General features: G+C 43.4%; 14 protein-coding genes and 1 riboswitch. Of the genes, 5 read left to right on the forward strand and 9 right to left on the reverse strand.

The window, feature by feature from the left end; genetic code table 11:
* Positions 1-32: 32 nt before the first annotated feature.
* From D8862_RS04595 to uvrA, 9 genes are all read right to left on the reverse strand, one after another.
* Positions 33-1,283, reverse strand: coding sequence for a bifunctional folylpolyglutamate synthase/dihydrofolate synthase (locus D8862_RS04595; protein ID WP_125448891.1), 1,251 nt, complete (start codon positions 1,281-1,283; stop codon positions 33-35).
* Positions 1,284-1,690: 407 nt separating this feature from the next.
* Entirely contained in the window at positions 1,691-1,996 is a 306-nt protein-coding gene (locus tag D8862_RS04605; RefSeq protein ID WP_000017624.1) for a DUF1292 domain-containing protein, read from the reverse strand.
* A gap of 15 nt (positions 1,997-2,011) precedes the next feature.
* Positions 2,012-2,431, reverse strand: coding sequence for a Holliday junction resolvase RuvX (gene ruvX / locus D8862_RS04610; RefSeq protein ID WP_002876031.1), 420 nt, complete (start codon positions 2,429-2,431; stop codon positions 2,012-2,014).
* Positions 2,432-2,434: 3 nt separating this feature from the next.
* Positions 2,435-2,701 carry an IreB family regulatory phosphoprotein gene (locus D8862_RS04615; protein WP_000507060.1) on the reverse strand — a complete coding sequence of 89 codons (267 nt, stop codon included), beginning with the start codon at positions 2,699-2,701 and terminating at the stop codon, positions 2,435-2,437.
* Positions 2,702-2,787: 86 nt separating this feature from the next.
* Positions 2,788-3,357: an SP0191 family lipoprotein gene (locus D8862_RS04620; RefSeq protein ID WP_125448893.1), complete on the reverse strand. Its 570-nt coding sequence runs from the start codon at positions 3,355-3,357 to the stop codon at positions 2,788-2,790.
* 63 nt (positions 3,358-3,420) lie between these two features.
* On the reverse strand, positions 3,421-3,819 hold the full coding sequence (gene spx / locus D8862_RS04625; RefSeq protein WP_000591165.1) for a transcriptional regulator Spx: 399 nt from the start codon (positions 3,817-3,819) through the stop codon (positions 3,421-3,423).
* 134 nt (positions 3,820-3,953) lie between these two features.
* Complete coding sequence (mgtA, locus tag D8862_RS04635; RefSeq protein WP_125448895.1) at positions 3,954-6,614, reverse strand: magnesium-translocating P-type ATPase; 2,661 nt, start codon at positions 6,612-6,614, stop codon at positions 3,954-3,956.
* Positions 6,615-6,809: 195 nt separating this feature from the next.
* A riboswitch (M-box (ykoK) riboswitch) is annotated at positions 6,810-6,961 on the reverse strand.
* 55 nt (positions 6,962-7,016) lie between these two features.
* Positions 7,017-8,078, reverse strand: a complete 1,062-nt coding sequence (locus D8862_RS04640; protein WP_125448897.1) for a M24 family metallopeptidase — start codon at positions 8,076-8,078, stop codon at positions 7,017-7,019.
* A complete protein-coding gene (gene uvrA, locus D8862_RS04645) occupies positions 8,071-10,902 on the reverse strand; it encodes an excinuclease ABC subunit UvrA (protein WP_125448899.1) in 2,832 nt (943 codons plus the stop codon). The genes D8862_RS04640 and uvrA overlap by 8 nt, the downstream gene beginning before the upstream one ends.
* Positions 10,903-11,038: 136 nt before the next feature.
* On the opposite strand from uvrA, the gene D8862_RS04650 reads away from it, so the two are divergent.
* From D8862_RS04650 to D8862_RS04670, 5 genes are all read left to right on the forward strand, one after another.
* On the forward strand, positions 11,039-11,983 hold the full coding sequence (locus D8862_RS04650; protein ID WP_000815625.1) for a magnesium transporter CorA family protein: 945 nt from the start codon (positions 11,039-11,041) through the stop codon (positions 11,981-11,983).
* Between the two features lie 11 nt (positions 11,984-11,994).
* The gene (locus tag D8862_RS04655; RefSeq protein ID WP_125448901.1) at positions 11,995-12,672 is read left to right on the forward strand and encodes a DUF1129 domain-containing protein; all 678 of its coding nucleotides are present in this window, start codon (positions 11,995-11,997) and stop codon (positions 12,670-12,672) included.
* A gap of 15 nt (positions 12,673-12,687) precedes the next feature.
* Positions 12,688-13,035: a hypothetical protein gene (locus tag D8862_RS04660; protein ID WP_061453938.1), complete on the forward strand. Its 348-nt coding sequence runs from the start codon at positions 12,688-12,690 to the stop codon at positions 13,033-13,035.
* 163 nt (positions 13,036-13,198) lie between these two features.
* Positions 13,199-14,233, forward strand: coding sequence for a S66 family peptidase (locus D8862_RS04665; protein ID WP_125448903.1), 1,035 nt, complete (start codon positions 13,199-13,201; stop codon positions 14,231-14,233).
* A gap of 105 nt (positions 14,234-14,338) precedes the next feature.
* Positions 14,339-14,602: a SemiSWEET family transporter gene (locus D8862_RS04670; RefSeq protein ID WP_000166112.1), complete on the forward strand. Its 264-nt coding sequence runs from the start codon at positions 14,339-14,341 to the stop codon at positions 14,600-14,602.
* Positions 14,603-14,620: the final 18 nt, after the last annotated feature.

The raw sequence follows: 14,620 nt of genomic DNA on the forward strand, positions 1-14,620 counted from the left end.
TACCCCCAGTGTAGCAACTTAAACCTAGAAGGTCAACTAATCCCATCGCTTCCTACTAAACTCGCTCGTACTTCCGAGATAAAGTAGAGTGACCCCGTCACGAAAAGCAAGTCCTGGTCATTGGCCTTTTCTTCAAATTCTCTGATAAAATCGCCATAGGAAGGAATCAAATCATAACCCGCCACATCCTTCTCATCCAAAGAACCTTGGTAGTCAAAGCCTGTTACCTTAAGTTCCACCTGAGGCATCTGCTCCGTTAGATAGCCTAACATCCCCTGATAATCCTTACGTTTAAGGGCACCAAAAAGGACATGAACCTGGTAGCCTTGCTGGATTTTCCCCTGGATAAACTCTACTAGACGAGTCAAGGCTGGCAGATTGTGAGCCCCATCTAGATAGATCTGTGGACGAATCCGTTCCAATCGACCTGCCCAGTGGGTCTCTTTCAAAGCCTGTCTGACAAGCTCTTCTTCGACCCTTTCACCTCTTGACGCCATAAACAGAAGAAAAGTTTCTAAAGCCAAGGCGGCATTTTCTTGCTGATAGGCACCTTCCAAACCGATTTCAAGCTGTGAAAAGCTTGCTAGCTTACTTGAAAAATCCCCAGCTTTCAAAGTGAAGTCTTGCCCAGCTTGATAAAGGTCAACAGCTAACTCTCTTGCTCTTTTTTGACAGACAAGCTCCGCTTCTGGAGCAAGCTTGGCAATGACCGCCTTCTTTCCAACCTTGAAAATACCAGCTTTCTGCTCTGCTATTTCCTCCAGACTATCCCCCAAGGTCTCCTGATGATCTAACCCAATCGAAGTAATAACTGCAAGCTCGCCTGTTACGACATTAGTCGTGTCAAGCAAACCACCAATCCCCACCTCTAGCAGGACTAGATCCACTTCCTGCTCTTTAAAGTAAAGCAAAGCAATCAAAGTCAACAACTCAAAGAAAGACAATTGGTCATGTGTTTCTAAAAGAGTCTTTTCCATCTCTTTGACTTGGTTAGCTATACGGATAAAGTCTTCATCTGCGATTGGTTGCCCATTGATACAGATTCGATCGTGGATACTGATGATATGAGGAGAGGTAAAAGTACCAACTTTTTTTCCATGAGCTACAAACAACTCCCTCATAAAGGCAATAGTTGACCCTTTACCGTTAGTCCCTGTTACGTGGATAATGGGATAAGTCTTCTCAGGATTCCCCAGCAAATCCACTGCTCGCTGCATTCTTCCAAGTCCAGATCTAAAGTTTAAACCAATCCGACTATGAAGCCATTCTTCTACTTCAAACATACATATCTCCTTAACAAAAGTCCAATCAACTACCGTATCAAAGTATGATTACAAATAAAAAGTGAGGTCGGGACAAAAATCCCGACCTCTTACCTGGTTAGCTAATCACTAGCTACTATGAATTTCAACGTGGGCTAAAAACGTACACTGGATGTCCCTGCTTTTTCTTATTTCTAGAAGCAGGGGTGATACAGTCTTCCAGACTTACTTACGATCTTTATTTTTAGCGTAAGGGTAAAAATATTCCCCGGACTTACCAGTTCTCTCTTATTTAAAGGAACTGGGGTAAAAACGTTCCCCGAACGTTCCTGCGTTTCTAATTTCTGGCGCAGGGCTAAAAACGTCCACTGGATGTTCCAACTCTTCCAATTTTTAGGAGTTGGGGTGATACAGTCTCCCAGACTGTATCACTCCTCCATAAAGCTGTTGAAGACTTCTTCAATCATGTTCCATTCGTCTTCTGAGTCTTCTGGGATTGGTTGCAATTCGCCCTCTGTTCCGTCTTCATTTTCGATGAATGAGTAAGCTTGAATTTCAACTTCACCGTTTTCATCTTCTTCTGCGTTAACTGGCACTAGGAGAACATAGTTCTTACCAAATTCTTCTTTCCCGTCAATAGTCAAAAGAATCTCAAACAAGGTTTCATTACCTTGCTCATCTACTAGTGTAATCAATTCACGTTCTTCGTGGTCATGGTTGTGATCGTGTGACATAGTTTCTCCTCTGTCTTAAAACTTTCTATCTAAATAATTTTGCAAAATCAGCTGAGCAGCCAACTTATCAATAACTTTTTTTCGCTTGTTGCGACTGATGTCAGCCTGCTCAATCAACATACGCTCAGCTGCGACTGTCGTCAAGCGCTCATCTTGATAGTCTACTGGCAAACCAAAGAGTTCCTCTAACTTTGCTCCATAGGCTTGACTGGCTTCTACCCGCGGACCGCTGGTATTGTTCATGTTTTTAGGCAGACCTACTACAAAACGTTCCACCTTATAGCTGTCAACCAATTCCTTGATACGGTCAAAGCCAAACTGGCCCTGATCCTCATTGATTTGGATGATTTCAAGTCCCTGAGCGGTGAAGCCTAGTGGATCGCTAATGGCCACGCCTACCGTTTTTGAACCGACGTCCAACCCCATAATTCTCATAGATTATAGATCGACTCCTTGTCCTTTAAGGTAGTAGCGCACCAATTCTTCAACAATTTCATCACGCTCATACTTACGGATTTGATTTCGTGCATTGTTGTAACGAGGAACGTAGGCAGGGTCTCCACTCAATACATAACCGACGATTTGATTTATCGGATTATAACCCTTTTCATTCAAAGAAGCATAGACATCTGTCAACGTCTCGCTAATCTCTTTTTTATTGGAATCATCCAATTTAAACCGTACAGTTTCTTCAGTAAATCCCATTCTAACACCCTCTTTCCTTAGAATAGTACTATTATAGCACATTCCCTGACGTTCTACAAATAAGTCAGTCTATTTATTTGGATTTTCTACTCTTCTGTCGCTCCATTTGCTATTCTATCTTCGATATATTGGCTTGGTTCATTTTTCAAAAGAGTCTCTAAGCCAAGATTTTTCAAATAATCTGTCTGTGACGCCTTTTTGACATCCAAGACTTGTAAATCATAGGTCGTTGTGGTCTGGATTTCAGTCTCACTGAGCAGTTTGGTTTCAAGTGTAAAACCTGCCAATTTGCGCGCTTCCTGAAGCATTTCATCCTTTTCTTCTGCTTCTAAAAGAGCTTTTTGAGTTTCTTCAAGACCGTGGTCAGCGATAAAGGATTTCAATTCCTCACTTAAGGGCCGTATCTGCCGAATAACCAATTTTAGAAATTGTTTCCCTTTATAGGTAATGGTTTGCGTTTGCTTGACGCCATCTCCTGACTCAGGGAAAATCAAAGTCTTGGTCACAACCGTATTCTTTTCCGCATTTTCCAAAACGGGCAGAGTAGACTGGAGCGTTTCGGATTCATGTTTTGAACTGGATGTCGTTTCCTTCTTTTGGCCACATCCTGCAAGTAGCAGGAGGAGAGTAGCTGCGCCAATTACTATCTTTTTCATAATTCCTCACATATTTTTTTGATAAAAAATGAACAAGGCTAGGAGATACCCCAGCCTCGATGTTTATAGAGCTGCACGCAAACGTGCTTCTGCATTTTCTACATTACGGACAGAGCGTGGTAAAAAGGCACGGATATCATCTTCTTTGTAACCGACCTGCAAACGCTTCTCGTCAACTAGAATAGGACTTTTTAAGATCCGTGGTGTTTCCATGATTAAGTTGAGTACTTCATTCACACTCAAATCTTCGATGTCAACTCCTAAAGCTTTCGCATAGCGGTTTTTTGATGATACAATGCTGGCAATTCCATTATCTGTCTTTGTCAGAATATCAAGTAGTTCTTCTCTCGTAATCCCTTCTTTACCAAGGTTTTGTTCTTTATAACTTAACTGGTGTGCGTTGAGCCAAGTCTTCGCTTTCTTACAGCTTGTGCAACTGGAGACGGTATAAATCTTAATCATGTGCCTACCCCTTTCGCTACATGTTACTATCAGTTTAATCTATTATACCATAAAAAACATCCGACTTGCGACCTATTTTTAAAAAAATTTAACTTTTTTAGCGATTTCCGTACTTTTTTCTTGACAAAATCAATTTATAGCCAACTTTTAAATTTTTTGATATAGATTCGTTTCACTACTGTAACACTGATCATATAGAGAACGATGATCAAAAGCAAAAAGAGGAAATAAATTGGTTCCAAAGGGGTTAAATGAAGAAGGCTAGCAATTGAAGAGTAGGGAAGGAAAGTCACAAAGCTAGCTGCCAGCAAGGTTGTTCCAAGAACAAACCATGACGGACGACTTTGCAAGAAAGGAAGCTTTGCTGAACGAAGCATATGGATAACCATGGTTTGGGACCACATGGATTCAATGAACCAACCAGTCTGGAACAAGATGATAAAGCCCCTTGCAGAATCTGCTCCGTGAACATAGGCTTGGCCTGTCGCCATTGGGACAATGACAAAATAGAGCAAGATAAAGGTCAAAATATCAAAGGCAGAAGAAATCGGACCCATCCAAATCATAAAGCGAGTAATGGACTTGGCTTCCCACTTATGAGGATGCTTCAAAAAGTCTTCATCCACATTATCAAATGGCAAGGCGATACAAGAAAGATCGTAGACTAGGTTTAACACAATCAAGTGAATCGGAGCCATAGGAAGGAAAGGTAAAAAGATACCAGACACTAAAAGTGAGAAAATGTTCCCGAAATTAGAGCTGACCGTCATCTTGATATATTTGGTCATATTGGCATAGACCTTGCGCCCTTCAACCAGACCTTTTTCAAGCACCATCAAATCCTTATCCAGCAAAATAACATCAGCCGTTTCTTTGGCAATATCTACTGCTGTATCAACAGAAATCCCCACATCTGCTACTTTCATAGAAGGGGCATCGTTGATTCCATCCCCCATATAGCCGACACAATGTCCATTCGATTTGATTTGTAAAATGATTCGTGCTTTTTGATCCGGAGAGAGTTTGGCAAAGACAGTCACCTTCTCAACTGCTTGAGCCAACTTCTCATCTGTCATAGCGTCAATATCAGAACCCAACAAGATTTGATCAACGTCTAGACCAACTTTTTCGCAAACTGCTTGGGTTACCTTTTCATTGTCCCCCGTCAAGATCTTTGTTTGAACACCGTGTTCTAACAAAGCTTGGATAGCAGGTGCTGCTGATGGTTTTGGTGGATCTAGAAAGGCAAGATATCCTGTTAAAATCATCTCTTTTTCATCTTCAACTGAGTAAGCGAAACCTTCCTTTAAGCCTGTTTTATAGGCGACTCCCAAGACTCGCAATCCCTGTTGATTAAGTTGATCTACTTCTTTTAAGATTTCCACTCGGATATCATCCGTCAGAGGGCTAATCTGACCTTGATATTCCACATGAGTTGAAATCGCAAGCATTTCCTCTAGGGCACCCTTGGTTACCAAACTAACAACTTCGTTTTCATCCTTGACGATGACACTCATCCGTCTGCGCTCAAAGTCAAAGGGCAATTCATCTATTTTTTGGAAGCTAGTATCCAAATTTTGTAGAATAGCGTGTTCTTTAGCTTCTTTTTCAGTTCTACTGATAATGGCACGGTCCATCAAGTTTTTCAAACCGGTTTGGAAATAGGAATTGAGGTAGGCACGTCTCAACACAGACAAATCCAAATCTCCATGTATATCCAAAGGATATTCAAGGACAATTTCGTCTTGGGTAAGGGTTCCGGTTTTATCCGTGCATAGAATATCAATAGCACCTAGATCTTGTATGGCATTGAGTTTTTTGATGACAACTTTTTCCTTGGCCATGATAATGGAGCCTTTTGCTAGACTGGCCGTGATAATCATAGGAAGCATCTCAGGTGTCAATCCAACACCAACACTCAGTGCAAACACACCTGCTTCCAGCCAGTCGCCGTCTGTCAAGCCATTGGAGAGAAACACGATGGGAACCATGACTAACATCAAACGGATCAAGAGCCAAGAGATGCTGTTCATCTCCCGTTCAAAAGAGGTCGGTTCGTCATAGGTATTGAGAGTCTGCTCGATTTCTCCCATCATGGTGTCATCACCGACCGCTAGAATCAAAGCCTTGGCACTTCCTGATATCACATTGGTTCCCATAAAGGCGAGCGCTTCTGCTTCTAGCAGACTATCAAAGTTTGACTGACTCATTTTTGACAAGGCCAGTTTTTCAACCGAGTCACTTTCACCTGTCAAACCAGACTGTTGAACAAAGAAATCACGTGATTCAATTAAAATGAGGTCTGCTGGAATCATATCCCCAGCACTTAACTTGACTATATCTCCAACGACCAAATCTTCAATTGCGACCTCTAAACTCTGGCCTTCGCGAATAACCGTAGCTGTATTCACAATCATTTTTGAAAGATTGGTCGCAGCCTTGTCACTCCGCAATTCTTGGACAAAGCGTATGCCACCAGAAATGAGGACTAGGATAACGATGATGATAGAGGTCGTCGGATCTTCTTGTCCAGGCTTCGCCAACCAGACATTGGTCACCATGGAAATCATAGCGATGACCAGCAGGATGATTGTAAATGGATTGATAATAGATTCGTAAATTTTTTTGAGGATACTGTCTTCTTGACCCTTGGTGATAGTATTTTCGCCATAAAGGTCACGGTTTTCTTCAACTTGTTCTTGGCCCAGTCCTTCTAGACTTGTATGATAAAAGGCGAGACTATCTTTTAATGATGTTTGAATAGCTGTTGCTAATCTTTCTTTTGTAGTTTTCATTGGTTTCTCCTATCTGTATGAATGATGTGTTTCATACACAGAGACCAATCACTTTATAAGGGCAGAACGACACAAATCAGCGATTGGCTGTGTATGTGCGGTTCTGGATGATCGTCAATTTGCATCGTTTGTCTCCTTTCCTTGTTCTAAAACAGTAGAAAATCCCACCATAAAATGGCAGGACTAAAAAACTAACTATCTGTTTTTTCGTTCAAGCTTTAACTCCATAGGGCGATGTAATGAGCTTAGTCTTGGCCTTCGCGACCAGGACTGTTGACCAACGAGTAGTGTCTCCACTGCTTTGCGGTAGTCATCCGTATCCCTATGGTAGCCTCACCTACCGTTTTCGCCTATTAGTATAAACCTTTCAATAGTAAAAGTCAATGATTTATCTCATTTTTCTTAGATAACAATCAATTCCTTCGGAGCAAGGGTCAATAGCTCACAACCTGCATCTGTAATGAGGATATCATCTTCAATCCGAACACCGTATTTACCTTCGATATAGATACCTGGTTCATCTGTCAAGGCCATACCTGCTTTAATAGTTTCTTTCGATGTTTGGCTAAAGTAAGGTTCTTCGTGGATATCAAGTCCGATACCATGGCCGATACCATGTGTAAAGTAGTCGCCATAGCCTGCTTCCACAATGATATCACGAGGAATCTTGTCAAAATCACGGAAACCTAGACCTGCCTTGGCTTGGTCAATCAGGGCTTGGTTAGCCTTCAAAACAGTGTTGTAGATTTCTGCTTGTTCGTCACTGACATGGCCTAGGTAGATGGTACGAGTCATATCACTCACATAATGCTCGTAAAGGCAGCCGAAGTCCATGGTAATAGCTTCGCCTAGTTCAACTGGTTTATACATAGGATGGGCGTGGGGTTTAGAAGAGTTGATACCACTTGCTAGAATCGTATCAAAAGACAAGCCTGCCGCTCCTAGCTCCCGCATGCGGAAATCAAGGAAGTTGGCAATTTCAATTTCTGTCTTTCCAGGTTTGATGAAGTCAAGCGCATCGCGGAAAGCCTGGTCTGAGATGGAACAAGCCTTGCGAATGGTCGCAATCTCCTTCTCATCCTTAATCATACGAAGAGCTTCAACAAACTGAGTCTGTGGCAACAAGTCAATTCCTTCAAAGGTGGCCTGCATACGGTGGTAATAAGATACTGAAATCTCATCTTCAAAACCAATACGAGATAAGCCCATATCCTTAACAATTCCTGCAATGACGGCTAATTCATCACGGTCAGCCACAATCTCAAAACCACTGGTTTCTTGCTTGGCTGCAATGATATAGCGAGAATCTGTCACCAAGACCTGACGGTCACGGCTGATAAAGACTGTTCCGTTTGAGCCCCAAAAGCCGGTCAGGTAATAGACATTTTTAAGGTTGTTGATGATGATGCCATCCAGTTCTTTTTCTTGCATTTTAGCTAGAAATGCTTGCACACGTTTATTCATGATGTAACTTTCCTTTCAAATAATGTCCTGTGTAGCTGGCTTCATTGGCCGCTACTTCTTCTGGAGTTCCTGTTGCGATGATGGTTCCACCACCGACACCGCCCTCAGGTCCCAAATCAATAATATGGTCTGCCGTCTTGATGACATCCAGATTGTGCTCGATGACGAGGACGGTATTGCCATCGTCGACAAAGCGAGCTAAAACCTTGAGCAAGCGAGCGATATCCTCGGTATGAAGCCCTGTCGTTGGCTCATCCAGAATATAGAAGGATTTTCCTGTCGAGCGTTTGTGGAGTTCACTAGCCAACTTCATACGCTGGGCTTCTCCCCCAGAAAGGGTGGTAGCCGGTTGCCCTAGCGTTACATAGCCCAGCCCCACATCCTTGATGGTCTGAAGTTTGCGTTGAATCTTGGGAATGTGCTGGAAGAATTCCACCGCATCGTTGACCGTCATATCCAAGACTTGCGAGATATTTTTTTCCTTGTAGTGGACTTCTAGGGTTTCACTGTTATAGCGGGTCCCGTGGCAGACTTCACAAGCCACGTAAACATCTGGCAAGAAGTGCATCTCGATCTTGATGATCCCGTCACCTGAGCAGGCTTCACAACGGCCTCCCTTAACGTTAAAACTGAAACGCCCCTTCTTGTAGCCTCGTATCTTGGCTTCGTTTGTCTGGGCAAAGAGGTCACGTATATCGTCAAAAACTCCTGTATAGGTAGCTGGGTTAGACCTTGGAGTTCGTCCGATTGGGCTCTGGTCAATATCGATCAAGCGGTCTACATGCTCAATCCCTGTAATCGTCTTAAACTTACCAGGTTTGTCTGAATTGCGATTGAGCTTCTGGGCAATGGCTTTTTTGAGGATGCTGTTGATTAAGGTCGATTTCCCTGAACCTGACACACCTGTCACTGCGATGAATTTTCCTAGCGGGAAGCGAGCAGTGATATTTTGCAAGTTGTTCTCACGCGCTCCCGTCACTTCGATAAAGCGACCATTTCCGGCACGGCGCTCTGCTGGCACTGGAATCGCTCGTTTTCCTGATAAGTACTGGCCTGTGATAGACTTGCTGTTGCGAGCCACCTGCTTGGGCGTTCCTGCAGCAACAATCTCCCCACCAAAAACACCAGCCCCCGGACCAACATCAATCAGATAATCCGCCTCGCGCATGGTATCTTCGTCGTGTTCTACCACGATCAGGGTATTCCCCAAGTCACGCATCTTTTTCAGACTGGCAATCAGGCGGTCATTATCCCTCTGGTGAAGACCAATCGACGGCTCATCCAGGATATAGAGGACACCTGATAGGTTAGAACCAATCTGGGTTGCCAAGCGAATCCGCTGACTCTCCCCACCTGATAGGGTTCCTGCCGAACGCGACAGCGTCAGATAGTTGAGCCCCACGTTATTGAGGAAGGTCAATCGATCCTTGATTTCCTTGAGAATGGGACGGGCAATGATGGCTTCATTTTCAGACAAGGTCAGCTGGCTCACTAGTTCCAAATGGTCTGCTATAGACAGGTCTGAAATTTCTCCGATATGCGGTCCTTGCTCACCACCCACACGGACAGACAAGGCCTGGTCATTGAGACGGTAGCCGTGACAAGTTCCACAGGTCAGCTCATTCATGTAGAGGCGCATCTGGGTGCGCGTGTAGTCACTATTGGTTTCATGGTAACGACGCTTGATATTATTGACAACTCCCTCAAAAGGAATGTCAATATCGCGCACACCACCAAATTCATTCTCATAGTGGAAATGGAATTCCTTGCCATCTGAACCGTAGAGAATCAAGTTCTTATCTTCTTCTGACAGGTCCTCAAAAGGCTTATCCATGTCCACTCCAAAGGCTGTCATGGCCTGCTCTAGCATGTTTGGATAGTAGTTGGATGAGATAGGATTCCAAGGAGCCAAAGCCCCCTCACGCAAAGTTTTGCTGGTATCAGGAACTACCAAATCAGTATCCACTTCTAGCTTAATACCCAAACCATCACACTCGCTACAAGAGCCAAAAGGGGCATTAAAGGAGAAGAGACGAGGCTCTAACTCTGGAACAGTAAAGCCACAAACTGGGCAGGCATAATGCTCAGAGAAGAGCAACTCCGAATCGTCCATAGTGTCGATAATCACATAGCCTTCTGCGATACGAAGGGCAGCCTCGATTGAGTCAAAGAGACGGCTACGGATGCCCTCCTTGATAACAATACGGTCAACCACGACATCGATATTGTGTTGCTTGCTCTTAGACAGCTCTGGCACTTCGGTCACATCATAGACTTCCCCATCCACTCGGACGCGGACGTAGCCGTCTTTCTGAACCTTTTCAATGACACTCTTATGTTGCCCTTTTTTCTTACGAATGACCGGAGCTAAGATTTGCAAACGCTGACGTTCAGGCAACTCCAAGACCTTATCAACGATTTGCTCAACAGAAGAAGCCTTGATAGCCCCATGCCCGTTGATACAGTAAGGCGTCCCCACACGTGCGTAGAGGAGACGCAGATAGTCATTGATTTCAGTCGTCGTTCCCACGGTCGAACGAGGGTTTTTACTGGTGGTTTTCTGGTCGATGGAAATGGCTGGGCTGAGACCATCAATTGCATCCACATCTGGTTTTTCCATATTGCCCAAAAACTGGCGAGCATAGGCTGATAAACTCTCTACATAGCGCCTTTGCCCCTCAGCATAGAGTGTATCAAAGGCCAGACTGGATTTCCCAGAGCCTGACAAACCAGTCACAACAACCAGCTTGTCTCGCGGAATCTCCACATCGATATTTTTTAAATTATGGGCACGCGCCCCATGAATCACAATTTTATCTTGCATCTTTGTTCTTTCTAGTCCATTATTGCTTTCCATTATACCAAAAAATGTGAAATTCTATTACCCAAAAAGCTGTTTTTATAGTATAATAGTACGGTGCAAAAAATCAAACACTGAATAGTAGGAAAGGACAGGGGATATGAAACAAGTTTTTCTCTCAACAACAACTGAATTTAAAGAGATCGACACGCTTGAACCGGGTACTTGGATCAACCTCGTCAATCCTACACAAAATGAATCATTGGAAATCGCCAACGCCTTCGATATCGACATCACCGACCTCCGAGCACCGCTCGATGCGGAAGAAATGTCCCGTATTACCATCGAAGATGAGTATACTTTGATCATCGTAGACGTTCCCATCACAGAGGAAAGAAACAACCGCACCTACTACGTAACGATTCCGCTGGGAATTATCATCACCGAGGAAACCATTATCACCACCTGCTTGGAAGCCCTCCCTGTTCTCGATGTCTTTATCAACCGTAGACTGCGCAACTTTTACACCTTCATGCGTTCACGCTTTATCTTCCAGATTCTCTATCGCAACGCCGAACTTTACCTTACGGCCCTTCGTTCGATCGACCGTAAGAGTGAACAAATCGAAAGTCAACTTCACAAGTCTACTCGAAACGAAGAGCTGATCGAGCTCATGGAATTGGAAAAGACCATCGTCTATTTCAAAGCCTCACTTAAGACAAACGAGCGCGTGATTAAGAAATTGACCAGCGCAACTAGCAATATCAAGAAATACCTAGAGGACCAAGACCTGCTCGAAGATACCCTGATTGAAACCCAACAGGCCATCGAGATGGCAGATATCTATGGAAACGTCCTTCACTCTATGACAGAGACCTTTGCCTCTATCATTTCCAACAACCAGAACAACATCATGAAGACTCTGGCTCTCGTGACCATCGTTATGTCTGTCCCAACCATGATCTTCTCAGCCTACGGGATGAACTTTAAGGATAATGAAATCCCTCTAAACGGTGAGCCACACGCTTTCTGGTTAATCGTCTTTATCGCCTTTGCTATGAGTGTCTCGCTCACTCTCTATCTCATCCATAAAAAATGGTTCTAAGAGGAATCCCTATGTCTCAGATTGATTTACAAAAACTAACCAAGAAAAACCAAGAGTTTATCCACATCGCTACCCAACAGTTTCTCAAAGATGGTAAAACTGACGCTGAAATCAAAACTATCTTTGAAGAAGTTATTCCCCAAATCCTTGAGGAACAAGCTAAAGGTACGACCGCTCGTTCCCTCTATGGCGCTCCAACCCACTGGGCTCACAGTTTTACCGTCAAAGAACAGTACGAAAAAGAGCATCCTAAGGAAAATGACGATCCAAAACTCATGATTATGGACTCAGCTCTTTTCATCACTAGCCTCTTTGCCCTCGTCAGCGCCCTCACAACCTTCTTCTCAGCAGATCAGGCTATTGGCTATGGTTTGATTACCCTCTTGTTGGTTGGACTTGTAGGAGGACTTGCCTTCTACTTGATGTACTACTTTGTCTACCAGTACTATGGACCAGACACAGATCGTAGCCAACGTCCTCCATTCTGGAAATCAATCCTCGTCATCCTAGCTTCGATGGTCCTTTGGTTGGTTGTCTTCTTTGCAACAAGCTTCCTACCGGCCAGCCTCAATCCAGTCCTTGCTCCATTGCCTTTGGCTATCCTAGGAGCGGCTCTTCTCGCCCTTCGCTTCTATCTCAAGAAACGTTTCAACATCCGAAGTGCAAGCGCGGGCCCATCACGTTACTAAGAAAAGGAAAGAGCTATGGCATATAGTCAATCTTTAGCTCAGCAGATTCGAAAAATTCTAGCACTCAAACTTCCTCCCCAAATTTTCGAAGAGGAGCTAGAAGAAAAGGAGCTGTTTGGTGGCCTGGCCTTTATGATTCGTGGGAAAATGGCCCTTACTGTCAGTTCCAGAAATCATGAGCTGGTTATGGTCAGAATTGGCAAAAAAATGGAAAAGCAAGTTCTACCCCGAACAGGAGCTCATACTACATTGATGAGGGGGCGCCTTTATCATGGCTATATAGACCTAGATATTGAAGGTCAAAAAGAATTGCCTTACTGGATTGATTTGGCCCTCTCCTATAATCAAGAGTTGACTAAGTAACTCATGTATAGCGAGATTACTGATTAGAAAAACGAAAAGCAACTGCACCAGTGGTTGCTTTTTCGCTTGCTTGGCCTACAAGCGTTCCTCTACCCTGTTCCCTATAGTTTTCTCTCATCTTTTATGATAAAATAGGCTCAAGCAATTTCTAGGAGGAGGAGATATGGTTTCTACTATTGGTATCGTGAGCTTGTCTAGTGGCATTATCGGAGAGGACTTTGTCAAACACGAAGTGGAACTGGGTGTCCAACGTCTCAAGGATCTGGGACTCAGTCCTATCTTTATGCCCCACTCGTTAAAGGGCTTAGACTTTATCAAGGATCACCCTGAAGCGCGTGCAGCCGATTTGATACAGGCCTTTTCGGACGATAGCATCAACATGATCCTCTGCGCCATCGGTGGTGATGATACCTATCGTTTGCTACCTTATCTTTTTGAAAATGACCAACTACAAAAGGTTATCAAACAAAAGATTTTTCTTGGCTTTTCGGATACGACCATGAACCATCTCATGTTGCATAAACTAGGAATCAAGACTTTTTATGGGCAATCCTTTCTGGCAGACATTTGTGAGTTGGACAAGGAAATGTTGCCCTACAGCCTTCACTACTTTAAAGAACTAATCGAGACTGGAAGAATCTCAGAAATCCGCCCTAGCGATGTTTGGTTCGAGGAACGAACTGACTTTAGTCCCAATGCTCTGGGAACAGCTCGAGTCAGCTATGCAAATACCAGTTTTGACTTGTTACAAGGAAATGCTCAGTTTGAGGGGGAAATCCTCGGTGGTTGCATCGAGTCCCTCTATGATATCTTTGACAACTCTCGATATGCAGACAGTAGAGAACTCTGCCGAAAGTACAAACTCTTTCCTGACTTATCCGACTGGGAAGGAAAAATCCTCTTGCTAGAAACAAGCGAAGAAAAGCCTGAGCCGGAAAACTTCAAAAAGATGGTACAGGCTTTGAAAGAAACTGGGGTATTTGAGATCATTAGTGGACTCTTGGTCGGAAAACCTATGGATGAAACTTTCTATGACGACTATAAAGAGGCACTATTGGATATCATTGATAACAATATCCCGATTGTCTATAATCTAAATGTCGGCCACGCAACACCAAGAGCCATTGTGCCCTTTGGCGTCCATGCTTATGTGGATGCAAAGGAACAAGTCATTCGCTTTGACTATAACAAAAAATAAACAATTTCTCCATTTTTGTGCTTTTGTATTGATTTTCGTTACAATTTGTGTCTGAATTTATTGCATTTCGCTAATTTCTATGATATATTTTTGAAGGAGGTATATATGACTAAACAAAAAATAAATCAAATTGTCGGTTCAATCGGGGCCTTTATCGGAATTATTGTATTTATCGCCTACATCCCACAAATTTTTGCCAATTTACAAGGCAACAAAGCTCAACCATTCCAGCCTTTATCCGCAGCAGTATCTTGTTTAATTTGGGTTATTTACGGATGGACAAAAGAACCTAAGAAGGATTGGATACTAATTATTCCAAACTCAGCTGGCGTTGTCTTAGGTGGGCTGACATTTCTTACTGCACTATAAAAATTACTAGCATATAAT

The organism is Streptococcus oralis, assembly GCF_003942585.1.
GTDB lineage: Bacteria > Bacillota > Bacilli > Lactobacillales > Streptococcaceae > Streptococcus > Streptococcus oralis_BE.

What these genes read in the sequence shown, in the direction of transcription:
- D8862_RS04595 (WP_125448891.1), bottom strand. Translation starts at nt 1,283, where the DNA reads ATGTTTGAAGTAGAAGAATGGCTTCATAGTCGGATTGGTTTAAACTTT.
- D8862_RS04605 (WP_000017624.1), bottom strand. Translation starts at nt 1,996, where the DNA reads ATGTCACACGATCACAACCATGACCACGAAGAACGTGAATTGATTACA.
- ruvX (WP_002876031.1), bottom strand. Translation starts at nt 2,431, where the DNA reads ATGAGAATTATGGGGTTGGACGTCGGTTCAAAAACGGTAGGCGTGGCC.
- D8862_RS04615 (WP_000507060.1), bottom strand. Translation starts at nt 2,701, where the DNA reads ATGGGATTTACTGAAGAAACTGTACGGTTTAAATTGGATGATTCCAAT.
- D8862_RS04620 (WP_125448893.1), bottom strand. Translation starts at nt 3,357, where the DNA reads ATGAAAAAGATAGTAATTGGCGCAGCTACTCTCCTCCTGCTACTTGCA.
- spx (WP_000591165.1), bottom strand. Translation starts at nt 3,819, where the DNA reads ATGATTAAGATTTATACCGTCTCCAGTTGCACAAGCTGTAAGAAAGCG.
- mgtA (WP_125448895.1), bottom strand. Translation starts at nt 6,614, where the DNA reads ATGAAAACTACAAAAGAAAGATTAGCAACAGCTATTCAAACATCATTA.
- D8862_RS04640 (WP_125448897.1), bottom strand. Translation starts at nt 8,078, where the DNA reads ATGAATAAACGTGTGCAAGCATTTCTAGCTAAAATGCAAGAAAAAGAA.
- uvrA (WP_125448899.1), bottom strand. Translation starts at nt 10,902, where the DNA reads ATGCAAGATAAAATTGTGATTCATGGGGCGCGTGCCCATAATTTAAAA.
- D8862_RS04650 (WP_000815625.1), top strand. Translation starts at nt 11,039, where the DNA reads ATGAAACAAGTTTTTCTCTCAACAACAACTGAATTTAAAGAGATCGAC.
- D8862_RS04655 (WP_125448901.1), top strand. Translation starts at nt 11,995, where the DNA reads ATGTCTCAGATTGATTTACAAAAACTAACCAAGAAAAACCAAGAGTTT.
- D8862_RS04660 (WP_061453938.1), top strand. Translation starts at nt 12,688, where the DNA reads ATGGCATATAGTCAATCTTTAGCTCAGCAGATTCGAAAAATTCTAGCA.
- D8862_RS04665 (WP_125448903.1), top strand. Translation starts at nt 13,199, where the DNA reads ATGGTTTCTACTATTGGTATCGTGAGCTTGTCTAGTGGCATTATCGGA.
- D8862_RS04670 (WP_000166112.1), top strand. Translation starts at nt 14,339, where the DNA reads ATGACTAAACAAAAAATAAATCAAATTGTCGGTTCAATCGGGGCCTTT.